Here is a 22,549-nt window from a genome sequence, read left to right on the forward strand (position 1 = left end):
AATATCATTTTGAGATGCACGTACAGAGCGGAGGGTCGGGGGGATTCTGAAGAAACGATAGTGGTCGCCTTTAAAGCCCGATTACAACCGTTAACTCCTTTTACAATCCAGTAATCGGGCTTTAACAGCGATCGTAAGAACCCCCCGAACCCGCAGCGGCCTCACCCAGCGCCAACAGCTGATGTTTAACTTTGCTTTATTTTAAATACTTAAAATTGTAACAATTATAGGGACCGTATAGCCCTTTCGAGTCATGCCGACGACATCCCTGCGGTGATATGGTAGATATTAAGGTTTTTGGGAGGGGACAGCCACGTATAAACGAATCAAGCTGATGATCTTGCTGCTTCCGACGATTATGGTTGGGGTCTGGGAGATTGTCCGCCATCAATTTCTGATGGATTACATCTCTATGGATATGGGAAATTACTTGACACCGGTGCTTGTGTTTCTGCTAAGCATTGTGCTGTTGGTCCCGTTGTTCTCGATCATGGAGCGGAGTCAACGGGAGCTGGAACAGGAACGTGCGGTCAAGAACGCCATGGAGGCGCGGGAAAGATTGGCCAAGGAGCTGCACGACGGAATGGCGCAATCGCTATTTCTGCTGTCGGTTAAAATCGATCGGTTGGAAAACAACCGCAAGAATGGTGAGGTCAGCGAGGACAGTGTGCGTCAGATTACGAAGACGGTACATGAAGTGGACCGCTACGTCCGTCAGGCGATAGCCAATCTCAAAATTCCGGTCTCAGACCAAGTTCCATTCTCGCTGGAGCAATCTGTCAAAGGTCAGTTGGAACAAATTGCAGGCGAGGTCATGATCGACGTCTCTTTGGATTGGAGGCTACCGGATCAGGCGTTCACTGCCAAAGAGAAAGCCGAGCTGCTGTCATGCATCCGTGAAGCCATCATTAATGTACGCAAGCATACGCGGGCAGCCAGGGTGTCGATCTCCGGCGAGGGCGACAAGGACCATTGGCGAGTGACGGTGATCGACGATGGCGAAGGGTTCCGGCATAATCCGTTTGAGGTGAGCGGCAGTTATGGTCTCCAGATCATGAAGGAACGTGCGGAAGGCATGGGCTGGGGACTGCGGGTAGATTCAGGAGACGGGGGAACCGTGGTGGAGATTACCAAAGGAGGCGTTCCGGCATGAAGCGATTCCGGGTTCTGATCGTAGATGACCATGCTCATGCGCGTGAGGCGATGAGTGAGATTTTATCCATGGATGATAGCTTTGAAGTCATAGGGGTGGTGGCGAGCGGGGCGGAAGCCATAGCTTTTACAGAGCAGTGGATGCCTGACCTCATTCTGATTGATATTCAGATGCCAGAGATGGACGGGCTGGAGACTACCCGGCGAATTAAACAGGGATATCCTTATGTGAAAATCGTGATCGTCACCGTCTCGGATGAAATCTCCTATTTGTTCGAAGCCTTGAAGCAGGGCGCACAGGGATATTTGCTGAAAAATCTCGCGCCGTCGACTTGGATTCAATATTTGCAGTCCATTATGCATGAAGAGGTCCCGCTCAGTCGGGAGCTGGCCGTGCAGATCCTTAAGGAATTTGCTGTTCCCTCTGTGATAGAGGAGAGAGAGGCATTAACCGCACGGGAGAAGGAGATACTAGACTGTGTATCGTCCGGTTCCACGAATAGGGAGATCGGTGTCATTCTGGGCATATCGGAGCATACGGTGAAGAACCACTTGAAGAATATTTTGCAAAAGCTTCAGCTCCAGAACCGGACCCAGTTGACCAGATACGCATTAGAGCAGGGACTGGCATCACGATCCTTGCAATTTCCCAAAGACAAATCATAAATATCACACGATTTAGAAGAGGGGCTACTATGAAAAATCTTTATCGCAAACTAATGACTCTAATCGCACCATCCGTCGCACTTGTACTGCTCTTCGCAGCTGTAGCGAGCGCGCATGTTACTGTTTCCCCATCCCAATCGGGCGTAGGCGCATGGGAGACTTACACCTTAAAGGTACCTGTGGAGAAAGATTCACCCACTGTGCAAATAGATCTTCGTATGCCGGCAGGCGTGGAATTTAAGCAATATGAGACCACTCCAGGTTGGAAAGTAAGCATTGACGGTAATAAAGTGAGCTGGATCGCTACAGGAGACGGCATTCAGTCCGGGCAGTTCCAGCGCTTCACGTTTACCGCCAAAAATCCGGATCAGGCTGGCAAAGTAGCTTGGGATGCTTATCAGCATTATGCAGATGGTTCCCTTGTACAATGGTCCGGTGAAGAAGGCAGCGAGAGTCCGCATTCCATTACAGAAATCTCCGGTACTGCTTCGGCAGGCGGCCATTCCCACGGCATGGACATGGATATGGGAGAGAATACTGATTCGGCTACGGAATCATCTACTTCTCCAGTCGGATATATTGCTTTAATTGCTTCTATTTTGGCCTTGATTCTGGCAGTCATTGGACTATTCAGACGCCGCCAGGCCTAAGCGCACGCTCTCAATACACTATTTGTATCCCTCATAAACCCTGATGTCCTACATGGCGTCAGGGTTTATTTTAATTTTGTGTATTAAATAAAAACTCCTCTTAAATTAAGATCAATTTCTTCCGATAAAAATGAAAGAAATAGCATAAAAATGTATGCACATCTGAAGAAGAGGGAGTTTAACCAAAGTGAACCAGTTAAAAAAAGGGGTCTTTACTATCAGAAACATGTCTCTTCGGATCAAACTTCCTGCACTGATCACCGGGTTGGTCATCATCGCCATGTTCGCACTGTCGATGGCTGTGTACAGTTTGGGATCAAACTTACTGCTGAAGAAAAGCAAGGATGAAATTATTGCAAGCGCCGATCGTATCGGGGAAGGACTGTGGACGGCTGCTCAATTGCAGAAGCAGGCTTCGTACCTGATATCGACGGACAGTCTCTTAGGTGATCTACTTAAGCTCAGAGCATCGGGCACCTTATCAGACACGGAGTTTTTCTCTGACAAGAACACACTATTGACTTCTGCTAATGAGAAATTGATCAAGATCCAGAAGGAGACCACGGGCAACCAGTCCATGATTCTGCTGGATGCCAAAGGAATTATGGTCGCTGGGAACAACAAGGAATTGATTGGCAGTAACTTATCAGAGCGGGAATATTACCAGCAGGCTATTACAGGGCAGGCATTTATCAGTGATGCGATCAAGTCTAAGAGCTCGGGCCAGATCGTGATTGTCTTCTCCCAGCCGGTTAAGGGGCCTGATGGGAAGGTGATCGGTGTCTATGCATCCACGGTTGCCTCCGATTTCTTCACGGAGAAACTCGGCAAGATTCAAATCAACGGGGAAGGCATGATTGAAATTGTAAGCCGCAGTGGTATAGAACTATATAACTCCAAGGACGAGTCGCTGATCGGAACCAAGATCGAAGGCGTTGAGGATCTGTTGGCGATCAAGCCCGAAGGCGATATCGTAACAGGTGTAGTTGATGCGGATAATGAATATGTGCGCTATAACAAAATTCCGGATTCGGATTGGATCGTAGCCGTTGTCGACACCTATAAAGATATCAAGAAACCGATTGCATTGATGCTGAATCAGCTCATTGTGGTAACGGCGCTTGCGATTATACTGGCTATCGTTTGCGGACTTCTAATTTCCCGCTCGATCACAAGACCGGTTTCCCAACTTAGTAAGCTGTTCCGCCAGCTATCTTCCGGGGACTTGTCGGTAACGGCAACGGGGCGCTACGATAGTGAATTCAGAGAACTGGCGGATAGTTTCAATGAAATGGTACGGCAGAACAAGGAATTGATCTCCAATATGAACATTTCGATAAATGTATTGAATGAAAGTACCCACGATCTGGACAATGCCTCCAGACAGGCGGCGCAATCCATCTCCGAGACGACGTCTACTTCGACGGAAATTGCCAAGGCGATGGAATCGCAGGCCAATGATACCGAACTGATCGTAGACAAGTTCGTCGGCTTCGGCGAGAAATTTGTCTCTATGAATGAAAAAGCCCAATCGGCTAAAGAGCGGGCGGATGAAATCGTGGAAGTCTTCCATACCAGCGGTCTGATCGTACAGGAACTTGGGAAGATTAGCGAGAAGAATGGAACGGAAGTGCAAAAAATCTCAGCTATCACCCTGAAGCTGCAGGAAAGCTCTAATAACATCAGTAAAATTACTGGCGCCATCAATAATATCGCGAAACAGACCAATCTGCTTGCCTTGAATGCGTCCATCGAGGCTGCCAGAGCCGGAGAGTTCGGCAGAGGGTTCGCGGTAGTGGCTGCCGAGATTCGCAAGCTCGCGGAACAAAGTACTAGACAAGCAAGCGTAATTAACGAAATTATCGGACAAAACCTGGCGTTCGTGGAAGAGAATCATCAAAGTGTACAGGAAATTAAAGATATCACCTCCCAGCAAGATGAATATGTAGGCAAAACCAGAGAGGCCTTCCGTACTGTGTATAAGAATGTACAAGATATCAATGCACAGATCATTGGAATGGCGGATGAAGTATCCCGTATGCAGCAGGATAAAGAAGAAATGCTGGAATCCTCGCAGAACCTGTCTGCTTCCGGGGAAGAGGTCTCTGCTTCTGTCCAGGAAGTGACAGCGACGATGCATGATCAGTCCGCGATGGTGCAGCAGCTTGCCGAAATGGTGGAAACCATTGACCTGCTGACCAAGGATCTGGCGAAGTCGTCCGCCAGGTTCAAGACGGAATAAGATAATAGGAGCAAGCTAAAGGTCGATTCTATAGGCTGTTTAACGAGCATGGCATGAGACAGATTGAAATTGAATTCTGCGAAGGGAGATCGCTGAATCTTCCTTTTCGCGGGAATGCAAAAAAACAAAAGGACCCGTCAGGGTCCTTTTGTCATACATATACCTACTTAAGCACAAACTGCGCGGTCACCGGGTTATGGTCACTATTCGCAAAATTCAGCTCCTGACCCTGGACTACTGTGACTTCTACGTTCGGCGAGACGAGAAAACCGTCAATGACGGCCCGGAAGTTCACACCTTCGCTGTAAGGTACATCAAGGGTGCGGACAGAAGGCGTTGCGTGATCAACCGCCCAATGAAAACCTTCCGGAAGGAAGTCTGCTGGAAAAGGCTGAAGCCAAGCCGGCCATCCCTGAGTGGTCTCGAACAGCTCTGAATCTGTGCCGGGCAAGGTATGATTCCAGTCCCCGCCGATGATAAGATAATTGCCGTGCTGGCTTTCTTTTTCGATATAAGCACTAAGATATTCCAACTGTTGCTTACGGATGTGGCCACCCTTGTCATAAGCGGACAGATGAACATTGAGTATTACTAATTCTTTACCGTTGTCCACTGGGAACCTGCTCTCAATGAACGCACGATCCAGCTCAAATAGCTGATAAGGCCAGCTTTCTTTGCCCGGCAGATCATAACGGAGTTGGCTGCTGCTTTTGGGCTTAGCCAAGGTTAGCAACCCGCTCTGTACAGAACCCATCGGATGAAGGACCGGAAGCGGAACCCACGGCGTTAAATAATTCAAGGCAAAAACATGGCTGTAATCCGGCATTTCTGAGGTAATATAGGAGACCTCGTTCACCTTGTAGCTTCTGGAAGACTTCACGTCTACTTCTTGCAGCAGGTAGATATCCGAAGTCGAAGTCTTCAGAAAAGACGTGATCTGTTCAAGATTATTCACCGTCTGGGCCTTGCTGCTGGAGCGGGCCATGCTGCCGCCGTCCATAAAGAAATCCTGACCCGCGTCCAGTCCGGCGTAACCGATATTAAAGGTCGTTACCTGTAAAGGCTGCCCTTGCTGTAGCACAGATCCACTGTTGTTGAAGACTGTGAGCGGTGTAACTTCGGCGGGCTTGTAATCGGTCACCGTAACATAGACTAGAAAACAGCCAAGCGCCAACACGAGGGCAAGACAGAGCCCTCCTATGATTTTCAATATACTGATCCCCATTTCATCTCTCCCTTTACCTTTGAATGTAACATACAGGGAGTAGTGGGGGCTAGATGATTGTATTTTTATAAGGTTTGGCCGCTGTCGACGGTGATGATCTGCCCGGTCATCGCCTCCTGCTCCAGAGCAGCGCAGATCAAGATGGCGATATCTCCGGGTTCCGCAATCCGCTGCAGGAGGAGGTTGGGAGCTAACTTCTGCATTTGGTCTTCCCGCCCATTCCACCACCGTGTTGCGACAGCTCCCGGTACGACACAGTTGACGCGAATATGAGGCGAGAGGGCCCGGGCCAGAGACTTGGTCAGCCCATGTACGGCCGCCTTAGATACGGCATAGGGCAGAGAGGACCCGAAGCCGGTCTCACCGGCAATGCTACCGAGATTAACGATGGCGCCCTGGCCGTTTTGCACCATATAAGTGGACACGGCTCTGGCACAGAAGAACATGCTTTTGACATTGGTGTCGTAGAGTTCATCCCATACCTCCTCGGTAGCGGCTTCCAGGTCAGGAAATGGAATATGCCTAGTGATCCCGGCGTTATTGACGAGAAGATCAACGGTCCCGAATCGCTCTACGACATCTGCTACCATACCCCGTACTTCCTGATCACTCGCGACGTTGGCCTGTATGGCATAAGCTTGACCTCCCTGATTGGTAATCAATAGTACAGTCTCCTCGGCTTCAGCCTTGGAGCGGCTATAATTGACGGCAACCGTTGCGCCGCGTCGCGCCAGTTCCAGACAGGTGGCCCTGCCGATACCCGTTCCGCCTCCGGTTACAATGGCTATTTTATGTTTTAATTCCATGTTGGGTTCTCTCCTTGTTATTGTTGTGGATACCTATTATTTTATAACTGCGTTGAGATTATGTATAATTGAATGATATGAATAGTTCGTTCATTTTTTTTGAATTCATTACTGTGGAATAGCGGGGGAGCCAGATGGATATTAAAGCATACAAAACCTTTCAAGCTATAGTCAGTGCCGGGAGCTTCAACCGTGCAGCCGAGGAGCTGAATTATGCCCAATCGACAGTCACTATGCAAATACAGAAGCTGGAGGCCGAGCTGGGTGTGCAGTTGCTTGAACGCGGCAAACAGATTGTGCTGACCGAGGCGGGGCGGCTATTCCATGAACAAGGACGGCAGATTCTTAAGGATATAGAACGGCTGGAAAGCGACTTGGCGGAGCTGCATACTGGCGATGCCGGGAGCATACGGATGGGTGTTACAGACCCGACGGCCACCTACCGGCTGCCGGGTCTGCTGAAGACGTTCCTTAACCGACACCCCAAGGTGAAGATCGAGGTGGAGATTGCCGGAACACTGGCGCTCAGTGAGCGACTGCTGCGTGGAGAGCTGGATTGGGCGTTGTGTTCTGCCCCGGAGCTGGGCACCGGACTTTATTTTGAGCCGCTGTTCACAGAGCGATTCTTGCTGCTTCTGCCGGAAGGACATCCTTTGGCTACTAGTCCGCGCATTACCCCGGAAGACCTCCGGGAACACCGTATTCTGATTACCGCAGCCCATTGCCCTTACCGCAAAAAGCTGGAGAGTGTTCTGCAGGAATCCGGTGGCCCTCCACTGGATACAATGGTCATCGGAAGCATGGTAGCGCTTAAAGATTATGTTGCAGCTGGTCTTGGAATCGCCCTCGTGCCGGCGGTAATGCTCAATTCGGTGCCGACCGGTACGGTGTCCCGGCAACTTGCAGGAGCCCACATTGATATGAGCTGCGGACTCCTGTGTAAGACTGCAGAATATCCATTGATACGCTCCAGCGCTAAGCTATACCATTTTTTACGTCAAGAGCTGCAGGAGTAGCCTGCAGCTTCTTGATTGGTGGAAGATTGGAGTTGGTTTTGATTTACAGATTGTCCCAAATGCTCTATTGTTCAGATAGGAGGGATGACTATGAACGAGTTTGATCGGCCTTACACGGGAAGAAGCACCAGAAGAGGCGGGGCGGGAAGATTTTTTTTATTCCTTATTGTGTTGTTAGTTGCTTTGCTCGCTACGAATCCTGGTAAAGAGGATTTTGTGGATTATGCCATCAAAAATATAAGCGAAGAGAGCGGCGGCAAATTGGGAGCGGGAATCGCCAATATGATCGGCAAGCCTGTGCTTAACTCGGTCACAGAACGGGAGAACTACATTTTGTTCTCTATTTTCAAGCTGCCTGTCTTGGATGGCTCTAATAACTACCTGGGGATATTCAAATTAATCTTCATTAAACTGTAACAATGCCCCTGGATACTATTAAGGAGAACGAAGAGGGGAGCGACAGGGATGAATTTATTCCAGCTGAAGTCAGAAGAAGTAGAGTTGCTGAAGGCCTTTTTGGAAGATCATTATGTATGCATCGGTTATTCGGGTCTTGGGGACCTGGAGGGAATTGACCGGGATGAGCTAGATGAAAGACTACAGCAGGCATACGGATTTCAGGGGCAGGAGCTGGTAGGGCATGCAGAGGTCGTCAACCTATTTGTCCATACGATGCAAGATGGGGATTATCTACTCGTTGCGGACGGAGACTGGGTACATCTAGGCGATCTAGGCGACTATTTTTACGATGAACGATTTGATATAGAGGGAGATGGCAGATGCCACCGGCGCGGGGTGACGTGGCTGACGAGCATTCCATATGCGGCTTTGAATCCTGTTGTAAAAGCACTGCTCGCTGAAGAGGCAATAGTCTCAATGTTCCAAGAACCCATTGCCGCAGCGCGTCTGGATCTTTGGATCAGGGACACTGAGACGTCCGGAAATCTCTTGAATAAAGGGGTTTGTGTAGATGAAGAGACAGTAGCTGAAGCCCTTGATATCCTGAAAAAAGCACTGAAAAGCCCTGATCCGGCGCGGCGTGAACGTGCAGCCATTGCAATATTACAATATGCCAAGTGAAATATTACTATATCGTAAATGAAGCGATTTCATAATATAATGAAGGTTGATTTATTACTAGCGTAACACCTACGGAGGGTATAATGGGAATTCAATATCTTGCAGAAGAACGTATTTTTCATCTACAGAGTAAAGAAACCAGCTATGTCATTCAACTTCTCCACACCGGAATCCCGGCACATGTGTATTGGGGCCGCAAGATTCGTTCCGGTGCGTTGTCATCCATTCTGAAACGCACAGAGCGTTGTTCTTTCTCACCAAGTCCGTTTCCGGACGATATGACGCTTTCCTATGATACGCTTGCTCAGGAATATCCATCATACGGTGTAGGCGATTTCCGCAATCCGGCCTATCAGATTCAGGCTGAGAATGGAACTACTGCCTCTGAGGCTCTGTATGATAAACACCGCATTTACAAAGGGAAACCGGCACTGGAAGGACTCCCGGCTACGTATACAGAACATGAAGATGAAGCCGAGACCTTGGAGCTTGAATTGGTAGACGCTGTTGCAGGGCTCCGCATTATTTTATCCTATACCGTATTTGAGGAATTGAACGCGGTTACTCGTTCTGTTCGTTTTGTGAATGAAGGACAAGCCTCTCTCAACCTGCTGCGTGGATATAGTATGAGCGTAGATTTCCGTACTTCGGATTACGAACTGCTGCATTTGTCTGGCACATGGACACGTGAGCGGTATATAGAGCGCAGAGCGCTTGCTTCTGGCATGCAGGCAGTAGAGAGCCGCAGAGGATCAAGCAGTCATAACCAAAATCCATTCGTAGCCCTGCTGTCCCATGGCGCAGATGAAGACCACGGTGAAGTGTACGGTGTCAGCCTCGTATATAGTGGAAGCTTCTCCGCGCAGGTAGAAGTGGACTCTTACAAGACGACCCGCTTGTCTATGGGGATTAATTCATTCGATTTCAACTGGTTGCTGGAAGCTGGACAGTCGTTCCAGACCCCGGAAGCGGTACTGGTATTCTCCCCAGATGGTATCGGAGCGATGTCCAGAACCTACCATAAGTTGTATCGTACCCGCTTGGCCCGCGGGATTTACCGTGATCGCACCCGTCCGGTGCTGGTTAACAACTGGGAAGCAACTTATTTTGACTTCAATGCGGAGAAGATCGAGAATATCGCTCGTGCTGGCGCTGAACTGGGAATCGAGTTGTTCGTACTAGATGACGGCTGGTTTGGACACCGTGATAATGACCGCAGCTCGCTCGGCGACTGGTTCGTTGACCGGAAGAAGCTGCCGGAAGGTCTCGGAGATCTGGCAGAACGCGTGAATAAGCTGGACATGCAATTCGGCCTCTGGTTCGAGCCGGAGATGATCTCCCCGGACAGCGAACTGTACCGTGAGCATCCAGACTGGTGTCTGCATGTGCCGGACCGTCGCCGTACCCTGGGCCGTACCCAATTGGTGCTGGACTTCTCCCGTGAGGATGTTTGCCAGGCTATTGGCGACCAGATCGTGGAAGTGCTGCGTAGTGCACCGATCACTTATGTTAAATGGGATATGAACCGCAACATGACCGAGATTGGTTCTGCGTTGCTGCCACCGGAAAGACAACGTGAGACAGCGCACCGTTATATGCTGGGTCTGTACGGCATGCTGGAGCGGATTACTTCTGAATTCCCGAATATCCTGTTCGAGAGCTGCTCCGGTGGTGGCGGACGTTTTGACCCAGGGATGCTGTATTACATGCCGCAAACCTGGACAAGCGACAATACAGATGCCGTCAGCAGACTGAAAATCCAGTACGGAACCAGCATCGTCTACCCGATTAGTTCTATGGGCAGCCACGTCTCTGCGGTTCCGAACCATCAGGTGCACCGCTCTACTTCTCTGGAAATGCGCGGGCATATCGCGATGTCTGGTAACTTCGGGTATGAGCTGGATCTGACCCAATTTACCGAAGAAGAGAAGGCTGCTGTGAAGGAACAAGTAGCGCTCTATAAAGAGCTGCGTTCCCTGGTTCAGTTCGGTGAGCAGTACAGACTGCTAAGTCCTTTTGAAGGCAATGAGACCGCCTGGATGATTGCTGCTGAGGATAAATCTGAAGCTGTAGTGGTGTATGCGCGTGTACTTGCCGAGCCGAATGATCCGCTTCACTACCTGCGTCTGAAGGGACTTGACCCTGAGGCGGATTATGAGTGGGTTGAAGGCGGCGGCGTATATGGCGGGGACCTGCTTATGTATGCCGGATTGCCACTGCCTGATCTTCACGGAGACTTCCAAAGCTTGCTCTGGCGTTTTAGAAAAGTGCAAGGGTAATTTGATACAGCCAAACTTTAGGTGAGGCCAAAAAGATGACTTCCGATATTTCGGAAGTCATCTTTTTATATCTGCTGGCCCTTCCTCGGTAATGTTTCCACTTGCAGTTATAGGGTGTACCCTTCTGGCGTCAGTTCAAATTAAGTTAATTCAGAATAATTAAAGTATAAATGGGCTAAAGCTGTTATTATTTTTATAAACCTTAAAGTTGAAGTTGAAATCCAGTGCTTGACTACTTGTGCGAACAAAGCGAATCTAAATATTGAGTTTGTGCGAGGAATGGAAAGGATGTATGGAATTGGGGAAAAGAGAAGATATCACCGACGCCACGCTCGATTTGATTGACGAACTGGGGTTGCAGTCGGTTACCATTGCCCAGATTTTGAAAAAGGCAAAGGTAGGATCGGGCACGCTATTTAATTATTTTCGAACCAAGGACGAGCTGGTCCACGAAGTATACAGATTAGCAAGAAATAAGATGGGCTATAGTCTGCTGGAGGGCTATGACTCCAATGCCAGTCTGTATGAGCGCTTTACCAGTCTTCATCGGAATCGAATACGCTTTGGAATGAAATACCGTAAGGAATTTCTGTTCAGCGACAGCTATTCCTTTTCGCCGTATATACCACCGGAATTGCGTAATATGGATGAAACAGGTGAGATCCAGGAGATTATGTCCATCTTGTCCGAAGGGCAGAAACAAGGTCTGATCCGGGATATGGATGCCCCGTTGTGTCATCAGATTACCTATGGGATTGTAGCTTCGGTATTAAAGGGCTATTATATTCAAAAATATGATCTGGATGAAAAGAGGGAGAAGGAGACGCTAGAAGCTTGTTGGAAAGCGATTAAGCTGTAACGAAGCGTCTGAAGTCCATAAAACCCACAGAGCAGAGGACTTTGTAAGAGTCTCTCTGTCTGCGGGTCTTTTTTAATTACTTAAAGCTAATCCCGTTACCTCAAGCTATCGGCTCAAAAAAATTCAACAAACTCATTGACCGGCTTACGGTAGCCGCGGGGTCTGATCTTGTGCTGGTTGTCCTTACCGATGGTAATGAGCATCACCGGAACGAGGTTGTCCGGCAGATTCAGGACTTGTGCTACAGCGGCCGGATCGAACCCGATCATCGGGCATGTATCCCAGCCCTTGTCTTTGGCAATCAACATGAACTGCATAGCAGATAGGGAAGCATTGCGGATGGCTTCGTCACGTTGGAATGCCTCATTGCCAATATACGCACCGTTAATGGACTCGATTTGCTCATTATATTCATCTTCTGACATCGCACCGAGAAGCTTAAGACCGCCATAGATTTCCGGAGCTTGGAGATAGGCATGTTTATCACCCAGCACGACGATGACGGCAGATGCCGTATGGGTCTTGTACTGACCGTAGGCTGCCTCGCGAATCTGTTCTTTTATCTTTTCGCTGGCAACGACTTTGTAGTGGGTGTGCTGCAGGTTATACGCAGATGGAGCTAGGCGGGCTAGAGAGAACATTTCCTCCAGTTCATGCTGGGGAATCTTGATGCCTTCCACAAAATTGTTAGCCGATCTGCGGGATTGAACCAAATCTGTAAATGTACTCATATTGAACGCCTCCAAAGATATATGTAGTGGTTAATAATCAACAGCTAGTATTAAATAATAAACTTACTAATAGTTACTTGCTTAAAGTATCACACCTTTTATTGTTCGTCAATGATGAAATCATAAGACTCACTATGAAAGCGTATGACATTTTTGACAAGGGTCTGCTATAATAGATTTCGTTAGAGGTGATCGGCTGTAAGGAAAGGACGGGTGGTCACGCTACGCTACAGATGCAGTCAGAGGAGGATTATATTCATGGCTTTTCAGAAAAATGACGTCATCCTGTTCCAGGGCGACAGTATTACAGACGCAGGGCGTGTTTATGAAGACGCTTTATCGCTGGGCTACGGCTATCCTTTATTGATCGCCAGTCGGCTTGGACATCTCTATCCAGAGAAGAATCTCACCTTCCTTAACCGGGGCATTAGCGGCCACCGTGCCGCAGATTTGCAGGGACGTTGGGACAAGGATTGTCTTGAACTGAAGCCAACCTGGGTCTCTATTTATATCGGGATTAATGACACTTGGCGCCGCTATGATTCCGGGGATGCGACCTCGGCGGAGAAGTTTGAAGCTTCCTATCGTGATTTGATTGAACGTACGAAGAAGACGCTTGACGCGAAGCTGGTGCTGGTTGAGCCGTTTGTACTGCCTGTGCCGGAAGACCGCAAGGGCTGGCGCGAGGACCTGGACCCTAAAATTCATGTGGTACGTGAGCTTGCCCGTGAATACGAAGCGTTGCTGGTGCCACTTGATGGCCTGTTCGCTGCAGCATCGGCCACAGCTGAGCCTGCATACTGGGCGCCGGACGGCGTTCACCCGTCTTCCGCGGGTCATGGACTGATTGCCGATGCCTGGTTGAAGACCGTTGGCGCGGAATAATCACAGAGCAGACGGGTTGTTGCATCCGAACTACATATGAACTCATAAATGAAAGACTGAATTCGGGCCAATTGACCGATTCAGTCTTTTTTTGATGCTGCCGATAACATTTTGCCGTACAAAATTTCATTCATGGAGTGTTATCGTTTATAATGGATTGTACAGTTTTTTGGAGGTGATTTTTCATTCGTCGTTTCTTTCTGAGCGTATCCCTTCTTGCAGTGATGGTGTTAAGCGGGTGCCAGAATGCTTTTGGATATATTAATGCGAAGTGGATTCATGAGATCAACCTGACCTATCATCAACTGGACCAACAACCGGAGCAGCAAGCAGCGCTGGTTGAGCCGGAGCCCATTTCCGATGCAGCCCTGATAAAGACGGTAGCGGAGGCGATGAACAAGAGCAAGCGGCTCCAGGGAGAGCTTGATTATGCCCCTGATTTTACAATGAAGCTGGTTTACGGGGACGGATATACTGAAGAATATGCCCTCGGCCTTGGAAAAGAGAAGGGACATAACGGGCTGCTCGTTGCTAGCGTTAACAGCGGTAAAGGTTATTCGATACCAGCGAAGCATGCTGACAAACTCCGGGACATGATATATGGGGCAGTCAGTACAGACGGTGAACAACCGGCTGCGAAATCCGTTCAAGCTGCTGTTGTCGTGACAGGCCCCGTTACCCTATCACGAAATGAGCTGTTCCCGTTAACGGGACGGGAGGAGTACCTGAATCTGCGCCTTCTTCAAGGACAGTATAATGAGGATTGGGCTACACTGGGGCCGCTCTGGGGAAGACATTGGAGTGGAACGTTTGAGCTGGTTGTTACTGATGCGGAGGACAAGGTACTAAGCACATTTCCACTGAGCCGTCATTTTCAAGAGGATTTGGAATTCGGTGATTTTTTTCAGCTGGAGTTCGGTGATTACAATGGCGATGGCGATCCTGATTTCACGATCGGACAGTATGGTTCGAGCAATGGTTACATCTTCAAGCTGTTCTCATTGGGAGAGAATCATGTCATCCGGGAACTCCCCATCCAGCCAACTGGCGAGATGTTTATCAGCAGTCCAGAGAGATATTCTGTTAAGCTGGACCAAGTGGATAAGAGTAGCTTCAAGACAACGTATTACGACAATTCGGTCGGACAGGAGCTTCATACCCTGTACCAGTGGAATGGGACTGAATTTCAGCGTGTCGATCCATAACGCAGACTGTAGGATTCTTGTCTCCATACATAAGGTTAAATGGAAGGATTCGCTCAAGCAGAAGGCAAACATGGAGTATTGCCGCATATGATGGGATAAAGCAGGAATGCAGCCGCAGGAGAGGAATTCTTGACGAGCAATGGCTGCAACATAAAGAGATTTTAGTGTGCGAGAGGAATGTGAACTAATGATATGTAATACAGCGAAAGACTTGGAAGGCCTGAAGGCAGCAGGGAAAGTGGTAGGCCACACCATTGCCGAGATGAAAAAGAGTGTTGTGCCGGGAATGACCACGCGTGAACTTGATGAGATTGGCGCGAAAATTCTGAAAGAGGCCGGGGCGGCGTCGGCTCCCCAAGTGACGTACAATTTTCCAGGAGCGACCTGTATCAGCGTTAATGAGGAGGTAGCTCATGGTATTCCTGGCTCCAGAGTGATTCAGGCCGGGGATCTTATCAACATTGATGTGTCCGCAGAATTGAACGGGTATTACGGAGATGCCGGAGTGTCCTTCCAACTCCCGCCTTATAATGAGAAGCTTCAGCATTTGTGCCGCAGCACCGAAGAAACGATGATGAGCGTAATCAACCACCTCCGGGCCGGCATGAAGGTCAATGAGATCGGCAGAGTCATGGAGAGCGAGGCGCGTAAGCGTGGATACAGAGTGATCCGTAATCTTTGCAGCCATGGAATTGGGAAATCCCTGCATGATAAGCCGAATGAAATTCTGCCATATTATGAGCCTCGTATAACCACCGTTCTAAAAGATGGGCAAGTCCTTACTGTGGAACCGTTCCTCTCTACCGGTGTAGAGTATGTAGATCCGCAAGCGGATGGATGGACACTCAGTGTCGCAGATGACAGCCGAGTGGCGCAGTATGAACATACGATTATTGTAACCAAGGGTGAGCCGGTGATCCTGACGCGTGCTTAACAGCCATGGACGTCTCTTCTCATAAGGTTAACAATGGAGTAGAATGTAACTATTACTGTTGCATTGAAAAGGACGCCCTTATCTGAGAATGCTACTGTGAGGAGAGATCAACATGAACATCAGCACCCGGTTTGCGGTTGCTATTCATATTCTGACTTTGATTGACAGCAACAAGGATGGCAAAAGCACTTCAGAGTGGATTGCCAGCAGTGTCAACACGAATCCCGTGGTGATCCGGCGGATCACAGGGATGCTAAATAAAGCGGGTCTTGTGGATGTACGCCCGGGAGTGGCGGGTGCCAAGCTGGCGCGCGATCCTGAGCAGATTACCCTGCTTGAGATTTATAAAGCGGTAAATGCCGTGGAAGAAGGTTCTCTGTTTGCCATCCATGAGCATCCGAACCCTGACTGCCCGGTTGGAAAGAACATCGCCGGAGCGATTGTACCGGTCTTTGGCCGTGCGCAAACAGCGATGGAGAGTGTGCTGCAGGGCGTCACGCTCGCCGAGATTGCCAGTGAAATGCCGGTTATCTGAGCATTTGGAGTAGAGATGGGTACGCGTAAGACCAGCGATATGTGCGAACATAGCGCTGGTCTTTTTTACGCTGAGGGATGGATTGAAGAAGCCTGCGGCAAGTGATGAAATTTCAGAATAGAAAGGGTTGAGAGTAATCGGTGATCCCTTCTCTCTTGACGAGCTCCCTGTGAGAGCGTATGTGGATGGTGACTATATGGCGAGTCAGTTGCTGTATGCCACGGCTTTTCATGAAATGCGTGTTCGTGTCGGGTTCTTTCCTGATTCTGTGATTGCCAAGCCGAGAGAAGAGGAACGAAGTGTATGGGAAAAGGATGCAAAAGATCGCTTTGTCTACATCATGAATGGGGAAATTGTCGCTTATAGCCATATCTGCGGTGATGAAATCAGCAGTGTCTCCGTTCGTGCAGACTTACAGGGGCTAGGGATAGGAAGAAAGTTTGTGATGTATTTATGCAACGAAATTTACCGTCGTGGCAACGCAGACGTTACCCTTTGGTGTGTCGTCGGGAATGATGCCAGAAATCTGTATGACAGTCTTGGCTTCAAGGAAAGGCGTACGATGGAATTTGTGCGGAAAGATTTCTAGCGTGTCCTCTTGAGGAAGTGTAGATAAATTCTAATCGCCGTTCCTCAGAGGACGGAAAAGCCGTTTCTACTTGCATGTTTTCGTGGAGGTAATTGACAAACTTATGGAATGTTACTATACTAATTATAGTTAATATGTAACTTTGTTGGTTACAAATATGAATGTGAAGCGAGCGAGCTGAGAAAACTGGAAAGAATACTTATGGAGATAGGCTTCGTACCGTACCTTTAGGAGGAATTGATATGACTGCTACAGCAATATTGCATCAGGATACCGAAATTGGACTTGTACAGATCAGGGTCAGTAATCTGGAGCGTTCCCTTGCATTTTATCAAAATGTTGTCGGATTCAAGGTGTTGCGGCAGACAGCGCATGAGGCTGAACTGACAGCTGACGGGGAGACCGTGCTGGTTATTCTGAGGGAGATTGAGAATGCCAAAGTGCTTCGTCGTAATTCGGCAGCAGGACTATACCATTTTGCGATTCTGGTGCCAGACCGTCCGAGCCTGGGCCTCGTTCTACGCAACCTGATTGCATCCGAGACTCATGTAGGACAGGGAGATCATCTGGTCAGCGAGGCGTTGTATATTCAGGATCCTGATAATAATGGAATTGAGCTATACCGGGATCGTCCTCGCGAGACTTGGCAACGGGATCCGCAAGGAAACTATATCATGACCACCGATGCTGTTGATGTGGACGGCCTACTGGCTGCTTCGGAAGGTCTGCCCTGGGAGGGGCTTCCTGCAGGTACAGTGATCGGGCATGTACACTTTCATGTGGGAAATCTGAATAAGGCGCGGAAGTTCTATATAGATCTGCTGGGATTCGAACAGGTGGCTCACTATGGCGACGCGGCACTGTTCATCTCGGCTGGAGGTTACCATCACCATATCGGACTAAATATTTGGGCTGGAGAAGGCGCGCCAGCAGCGCCAGCGGATGCACCGAACATTGATTATTTCACTTTGTTGCTGCCTAGCGAAGAGGAACGGGCCGCTGTAGTAGAACGTGTCCGTCAGGCAGGATATGCTGTGGAAGAGCAAGCTGGCGTGCCAGCAATCAAGGACCCGTGGAATATCGGGATCAGATTGATCGTGAAGCAATAAGATTGATCGTGGATCAATAAGACTGATTAGTTTTGAAAAAAAGGCAGGGCCGGCTAATTCCGGTCCTGCCTTTTTGCTGACCCTGTAATTACTGTTGCTGACCCTGCGTTTACTGTTGTCCTTCGGACAATTCAGCAATCCTCCGACTGGCATCCCCGCGATATATCCCGCCGTGGTAGCAGATCACTGTGTCTATGGGATAATCGGCCAGCTTGGATAAAGAAGCCACCGCTGTTGCCATGTCAGGGGTAGACGAGCTATCCGGTCCATGAAGCTCACCCTCCCGGACGATCAGGGCATCACCCGCAATAAGTGTCCGGCTGGCCTGATGGTATAGGCAAAGATGTCCGGGACTGTGTCCTGGTGTGTGAATGACAGTGATTCCGCCCGCTAGAGGGAGCTGTTCACCGTCTGTAAGCGTGTCATCTACTTTCCCCTTCGGCGGGTTCTTCAATACGGACAGAAAGGCTTGCCGCCATTCCGCGGGCACATGGGGCGGGAGCATAGCTTCGGCGGCAGCGAGCGCCTCCGGCGTATGCTTGAGCAGCATTTTTTCACCCTCGATATGGGGTTTCTCTAAGGCGTGGGCCAGAACAGTTGGTGCTTCTCCGAGGCTGGTCAGAATGGTGGGTAGACTTCCGATATGATCCAGATCCTGATGGGTAATTAAGATGGTGCCAAGCTTGGACCAGGGAACGCCAGCCTTGTCGAAGGCCACCTGGAAATTCTCCAGTAGACCCGGGTATCCGGTATCGATCAATACCGCAGTGTTCTCGTCATGGAGCAGAACAGGGTAGAGTGTATCACTTCCGCCCATAATCTGTGCCGTGATCTCCAGCATGTCTATTCCTTTGGCAATATGCATGGTATCCCTCCGTTTATGGATAAGAGTACTGCCGTGTGGCTAATGCATATCATAGCATTTTGAACATTAAATTCAATATGTAAATACTAAATCATACCACAAATAAATATTTTTGTCAATGTTCAATAAAGGCATTCTCAGGTCGGAAAATGCAAAGTATTTTTACATTTATTGAGAGGGGTGGCCCGAGAGCATTTTAGGAGACTCTGATCTTAGGAGGGGAGAACTTTCACTCTAAAACGAATCTGCCCCGGCCTGCGATTTTGCCAGAAGTTAAGTTTACGCTATAATAATGGGATTACTTGGAGGAGATGATCAACTTGGAGACTTTACTTGCTGTACTGGTGCTGCTTGGGTTAATTGCAGTATCCAATATTGTGAACCGGTTTATACCGTTCGTACCTATTCCCCTAATACAAATTGGCCTCGGGGTACTCGTTGTATTGATCCCACCGGGGATACATATGGAATTGGAACCTGAATTGTTCTTCGTATTATTCATTGCACCATTACTGTTCAATGACGGAAGGCGTACGCCGCGGGCCGAACTGTGGAATCTGCGGGCGCCGATATTGATGCTGGCGCTGGGTCTGGTATTTGCAACCGTTCTGGTAGCGGGCTATGCCATCCACTGGATGATTCCGAGCATTCCACTGGCAGCGGCTTTTGCCCTGGCAGCCATTCTGTCGCCTACCGATGCGGTGGCGGTCAGTGCTATTGCCGGACGTGTTCACCTGCCGAAGAGTATTCACAGGGTGCTTGAAGGTGAGTCGTTGATGAACGACGCTTCTGGTCTGGTGGCGTTCAAATTTGCGATTGCGGCAGCGGTAACTGGTGTGTTCTCCCTACGCCAAGCGACATTCAGCTTCATTCTGATTGCGGCTGGCGGGCTGGTGGCGGGTGCGGTGCTGGCGTTCCTGCTTATTCGTCTGAGCGTGTTTATTCGTAAACTGGGTATGGAAGATGTAACAGTACATACATTGCTACAAATTTTGACTCCTTTTATTATTTATCTCGTGAGTGAGGAACTAGGCCTGTCTGGTATCCTTGCCGTTGTTGCGGGTGGTGTTATCCATGCCATTGAGAAAGACCGGGCGGTATCGCCGCAGTATAAGCTTCAGCTCGTGTCAGCCAGTACCTGGTCGGTCCTATTGTTTATCCTCAACGGGATGGTATTCCTTATTCTCGGGGTATCCATTCCAGATGTGATCAGCGTAGTCTACCGTGACAGCGCCGTAGATAACTGGATGGTCTTTGGTTATGTACTTGCTATTACTGTGTTGCTCATTGTTCTGCGGTTCCTATGGGTGTATGGATTTACGCTATGGATGCATCGCGGGGAAAAGGCTGAAAAGAGATCTCTCAAAGAGGTGTTGATCACCTCGATTTCCGGAGTGCGCGGGGCGGTTACGCTGGCGGGTGCCTTCTCGATTCCGCTGGTGCTGGGTGATGGCTCGCCGTTCCCCGAACGGAACCTGATGATTTTCCTGGCGGCAGGCTGTATTCTGATGTCGCTGCTGATCGCCAGCATCTTTTTGCCGGCTTTGGCGGGTAAAGGAGAAGAAGGCGCTGGCTCGGAAGAAGGCTCTGAGCAGGCTGCGAAGTCAGTGGTCATTGATGCCGGAATGGCGATGATGCGCAGTATGATGGATGGGGATTCGCGGGATTCGGCTCAGCCTGCTTTGAACGAATTCAGGGAGAAAATTCAGAAAATGAGTCTGCCGGGGCAGGATGATGATCCTGCAGCGGAACGAATGCGTCAACTGGGCATGGAGGCACGCATCGTCGGGCTGCATGCTGAGCGCAAGGCGTTGAATACTTTGATGGAGAAGGAAGAGGTTCCGGCGGGTGTAGCGGAGAAAATGATGGAGATGCTGGATTATACGGAAGCCTTCTTCGCCAAGCATCTGAACTCGCAGATTCGGCTGTCCTTGTCTGAGGTAGGGCGGGTATTCTCTGGCATGTTCGCAGGGCAGCGTGGTCAAGTGGAAGGCTGGCAGGCTGCCGCCGCGCAGTATAAGGAAGTCTCCTGCAAAGCCAAACTGGTCATGTCGCAGGCTGCCGTTGCAGCGATCCGGGACCATATGAATGAGGAGAACCGTGAAGCCTCCCAGCATGTTATCGACAGATATGAGATGCTGGTGGCAAGGCTTGGTGGAGACAGTGGATGGACCCCAGATGGTTTGGTGGATGCCCGAAAGCTGGAAGTGAAGCTGAAAGCCATTCAGGAGCAGCGCGATAAGGTGCAGCAGATGTACCAGGAGGGCGCGATTAACCGGAAGGTTGCGGGCAGATTGCGTCATTTTGTAGACCATTTAGAAGCTTCAATATGGGAGGATTAATGTAAAACACAAAGAGCCGCCGGGACAGCCCGTGCGGCTCTTTGTATATGTTGTCCCCCTACAGTCCTTGCTTTCTCTTTCGACGGAACATTTGTCCCAGCACCTCACTTAACACAAGGCCTGTAGCGATGGCTCCTGAGAGCATCAATACCTGCGTAGCAATCTGCACGGCATCAATGTAGTCTTTCTCCACGAATTTGCGCATTGCATCATAAGCCATGCCACCGGGCACCATCGTGATGACGCCCCCGACACTAAAGATAATGACAGGCATCTTGAAGGAGCGGGCAAAAATCTGGCTGACCACACCGACTACGACCGTCGCGAAGAAGGTGGCAATCACCGTATCCCATTGTTTGTCTAATAATAAGTACACCAGCCAGCCCACCATACCAGAAGTTCCGCATTGCAGCAGCGCACGCCGTGGCGCATTGAACAGGATGCAGAAGGTGGCGGCGGCAATAAAGCTGGTAATCAGTTGCAAAATCATGAGTCGCTAACCTCTTTCAAAAGGTGATTATAGCATTGACAGCACAAGTCCGATACCTGTCCCGATCGCAAACGCAGTTAAAAAGGCGTCCGCACCCTTGGACAGCCCAGAGACCAGATGGCCGGCCATAAGGTCGCGGACTGCATTGGTAATAAGCAGACCCGGTACCAGCGGCATGACAGAGCCGATAATGATCTTGTCCATTTCGCGTCCCACGCCATATTTGACCGAAAAGAAGGTCGATAAACCGATCAGGAAGGCCGAGCCGAATTCCGCGAAAAATTTGACCTGGACGAGCCGGTGCAGGTAGATGACTGCCGCATAACCAAGGCCCGAGACGAACAGTGCGGGGAGCGCGTCCCAGAGACTGCCCTTGAACATTACGGTGAAGCTGGCGCCTGTCAGTGCCGCGGCAATGATCTGCATCCATATGGGATAGGCATGGGCAGCATTGTCTATTACCCCAAGCCGCGTTCGTGCTTCCTCTGCCGTGATTTGCCGTTCGCAGAGGCGGCGCGAGATGTCATTGACCTCCGATACCTTCTGCAAATCGGTGGTCCGCTCGGCAATGCGGAATAGCTTGGCGGGTTCCGTCCGGCTGGTCGCGAATACGATCACGGTTGGTGTCACATAACTGTGCGCATTCGGAAATCCTAGAGCATCAGCTATGCGGATCATCGTATCCTCGACACGGTAGGTTTCTGCGCCGCTTTGCAGCATGATTTTGCCAGCTAACAGACAAAGGTCGATAATTTCATGGGTGGAACTGTTGCTGATGATGCCTGTACTTTCCAACTTTCTGTGATCCTCCCCTGGAATGATATATATCCGATTGTCGCCTCATCGCCGGAAAATATCAACCCTAAAAATACGTATTTACGAATTTTAA

General features: G+C 49.6%; 22 protein-coding genes. 16 read left to right on the forward strand and 6 right to left on the reverse strand.

What is annotated here, in order from left to right; translation table 11 throughout:
- The first annotated feature begins 334 nt into the window (after nt 1-334).
- The 4 genes from ACFVRY_RS00835 (at nt 335) to ACFVRY_RS00850 (ending at nt 4,710) form a co-directional block, all read left to right on the forward strand.
- Nucleotides 335-1,153: a sensor histidine kinase gene (locus ACFVRY_RS00835; RefSeq protein ID WP_387496055.1), complete on the forward strand. Its 819-nt coding sequence runs from the start codon at nt 335-337 to the stop codon at nt 1,151-1,153.
- Nucleotides 1,150-1,818 (forward strand): response regulator, encoded by a 669-nt coding sequence (locus ACFVRY_RS00840; RefSeq protein WP_387496058.1) that lies wholly within the window; start codon nt 1,150-1,152, stop codon nt 1,816-1,818. Before ACFVRY_RS00835 ends, ACFVRY_RS00840 begins: the two co-directional genes overlap by 4 nt.
- 29 nt (nt 1,819-1,847) lie before the next feature.
- Entirely contained in the window at nt 1,848-2,468 is a 621-nt protein-coding gene (locus ACFVRY_RS00845; protein WP_387496061.1) for a YcnI family copper-binding membrane protein, read from the forward strand.
- Nucleotides 2,469-2,655: 187 nt separating this feature from the next.
- The gene (locus ACFVRY_RS00850) at nt 2,656-4,710 is read left to right on the forward strand and encodes a methyl-accepting chemotaxis protein (protein ID WP_387496064.1); all 2,055 of its coding nucleotides are present in this window, start codon (nt 2,656-2,658) and stop codon (nt 4,708-4,710) included.
- Between the two features lie 163 nt (nt 4,711-4,873).
- Here the strand turns inward: ACFVRY_RS00850 and ACFVRY_RS00855 are convergent, their stop codons facing one another.
- Together ACFVRY_RS00855 and ACFVRY_RS00860 are read right to left on the reverse strand one after the other, a co-directional pair.
- Nucleotides 4,874-5,935, reverse strand: coding sequence for an endonuclease/exonuclease/phosphatase family protein (locus ACFVRY_RS00855; protein ID WP_387496066.1), 1,062 nt, complete (start codon nt 5,933-5,935; stop codon nt 4,874-4,876).
- Nucleotides 5,936-6,000: 65 nt separating this feature from the next.
- Nucleotides 6,001-6,741: an SDR family NAD(P)-dependent oxidoreductase gene (locus tag ACFVRY_RS00860; RefSeq protein WP_387496068.1), complete on the reverse strand. Its 741-nt coding sequence runs from the start codon at nt 6,739-6,741 to the stop codon at nt 6,001-6,003.
- Nucleotides 6,742-6,875: 134 nt separating this feature from the next.
- Between ACFVRY_RS00860 and ACFVRY_RS00865 the strand changes: the two genes are divergently transcribed.
- From ACFVRY_RS00865 to ACFVRY_RS00885, 5 genes are all read left to right on the forward strand, one after another.
- On the forward strand, nt 6,876-7,757 hold the full coding sequence (locus tag ACFVRY_RS00865) for a LysR family transcriptional regulator (RefSeq protein ID WP_387496071.1): 882 nt from the start codon (nt 6,876-6,878) through the stop codon (nt 7,755-7,757).
- Nucleotides 7,758-7,847: 90 nt separating this feature from the next.
- Nucleotides 7,848-8,174, forward strand: a complete 327-nt coding sequence (locus tag ACFVRY_RS00870; RefSeq protein WP_387496073.1) for a hypothetical protein — start codon at nt 7,848-7,850, stop codon at nt 8,172-8,174.
- 48 nt (nt 8,175-8,222) lie between these two features.
- Complete coding sequence (locus tag ACFVRY_RS00875; protein WP_387496076.1) at nt 8,223-8,837, forward strand: hypothetical protein; 615 nt, start codon at nt 8,223-8,225, stop codon at nt 8,835-8,837.
- Between the two features lie 83 nt (nt 8,838-8,920).
- Nucleotides 8,921-11,116, forward strand: coding sequence for an alpha-galactosidase (locus ACFVRY_RS00880; protein ID WP_387496078.1), 2,196 nt, complete (start codon nt 8,921-8,923; stop codon nt 11,114-11,116).
- Between the two features lie 298 nt (nt 11,117-11,414).
- Complete coding sequence (locus ACFVRY_RS00885) at nt 11,415-11,975, forward strand: TetR/AcrR family transcriptional regulator (RefSeq protein ID WP_387496081.1); 561 nt, start codon at nt 11,415-11,417, stop codon at nt 11,973-11,975.
- A 113-nt stretch (nt 11,976-12,088) separates the two neighbouring features.
- On the opposite strand, the gene ACFVRY_RS00890 is transcribed toward ACFVRY_RS00885, so the two are convergent.
- Nucleotides 12,089-12,706 carry a nitroreductase family protein gene (locus tag ACFVRY_RS00890; RefSeq protein ID WP_387496084.1) on the reverse strand — a complete coding sequence of 206 codons (618 nt, stop codon included), beginning with the start codon at nt 12,704-12,706 and terminating at the stop codon, nt 12,089-12,091.
- A 258-nt stretch (nt 12,707-12,964) separates the two neighbouring features.
- On the opposite strand from ACFVRY_RS00890, the gene ACFVRY_RS00895 reads away from it, so the two are divergent.
- The 6 genes from ACFVRY_RS00895 to ACFVRY_RS00920 all read left to right on the forward strand — a co-directional run bounded on the left by ACFVRY_RS00895 (nt 12,965) and on the right by ACFVRY_RS00920 (nt 17,963).
- Nucleotides 12,965-13,591, forward strand: a complete 627-nt coding sequence (locus ACFVRY_RS00895; protein ID WP_387496086.1) for an SGNH/GDSL hydrolase family protein — start codon at nt 12,965-12,967, stop codon at nt 13,589-13,591.
- A 224-nt stretch (nt 13,592-13,815) separates the two neighbouring features.
- Nucleotides 13,816-14,796, forward strand: a complete 981-nt coding sequence (locus tag ACFVRY_RS00900) for a YhfM domain-containing protein (RefSeq protein ID WP_483875144.1) — start codon at nt 13,816-13,818, stop codon at nt 14,794-14,796.
- Between the two features lie 187 nt (nt 14,797-14,983).
- A complete protein-coding gene (map, locus tag ACFVRY_RS00905; RefSeq protein WP_387496091.1) occupies nt 14,984-15,730 on the forward strand; it encodes a type I methionyl aminopeptidase in 747 nt (248 codons plus the stop codon).
- Nucleotides 15,731-15,842: 112 nt separating this feature from the next.
- Nucleotides 15,843-16,265 carry an Rrf2 family transcriptional regulator gene (locus ACFVRY_RS00910; RefSeq protein WP_387496094.1) on the forward strand — a complete coding sequence of 141 codons (423 nt, stop codon included), beginning with the start codon at nt 15,843-15,845 and terminating at the stop codon, nt 16,263-16,265.
- 169 nt (nt 16,266-16,434) lie between these two features.
- Nucleotides 16,435-16,854, forward strand: a complete 420-nt coding sequence (locus tag ACFVRY_RS00915; protein WP_387496097.1) for a GNAT family N-acetyltransferase — start codon at nt 16,435-16,437, stop codon at nt 16,852-16,854.
- Nucleotides 16,855-17,096: 242 nt separating this feature from the next.
- Nucleotides 17,097-17,963 carry a VOC family protein gene (locus tag ACFVRY_RS00920; RefSeq protein WP_387496100.1) on the forward strand — a complete coding sequence of 289 codons (867 nt, stop codon included), beginning with the start codon at nt 17,097-17,099 and terminating at the stop codon, nt 17,961-17,963.
- 109 nt (nt 17,964-18,072) lie between these two features.
- Here ACFVRY_RS00920 and ACFVRY_RS00925 read toward each other — a convergent pair whose 3' ends face one another.
- Nucleotides 18,073-18,828 (reverse strand): MBL fold metallo-hydrolase, encoded by a 756-nt coding sequence (locus tag ACFVRY_RS00925; RefSeq protein WP_387496102.1) that lies wholly within the window; start codon nt 18,826-18,828, stop codon nt 18,073-18,075.
- Nucleotides 18,829-19,148: 320 nt separating this feature from the next.
- On the opposite strand from ACFVRY_RS00925, the gene ACFVRY_RS00930 reads away from it, so the two are divergent.
- Nucleotides 19,149-21,170, forward strand: a complete 2,022-nt coding sequence (locus tag ACFVRY_RS00930) for a Na+/H+ antiporter (RefSeq protein ID WP_483875142.1) — start codon at nt 19,149-19,151, stop codon at nt 21,168-21,170.
- 58 nt (nt 21,171-21,228) lie between these two features.
- Here ACFVRY_RS00930 and ACFVRY_RS00935 read toward each other — a convergent pair whose 3' ends face one another.
- Nucleotides 21,229-21,660: a threonine/serine exporter family protein gene (locus ACFVRY_RS00935; protein WP_175374499.1), complete on the reverse strand. Its 432-nt coding sequence runs from the start codon at nt 21,658-21,660 to the stop codon at nt 21,229-21,231.
- Between the two features lie 27 nt (nt 21,661-21,687).
- Complete coding sequence (locus ACFVRY_RS00940; protein ID WP_387496106.1) at nt 21,688-22,455, reverse strand: threonine/serine exporter family protein; 768 nt, start codon at nt 22,453-22,455, stop codon at nt 21,688-21,690.
- Nucleotides 22,456-22,549: the final 94 nt, after the last annotated feature.

It is taken from the genome of Paenibacillus sp. NPDC057934 (assembly GCF_042887565.1).
Taxonomy (GTDB): Bacteria; Bacillota; Bacilli; order Paenibacillales; family Paenibacillaceae; genus Paenibacillus_AQ.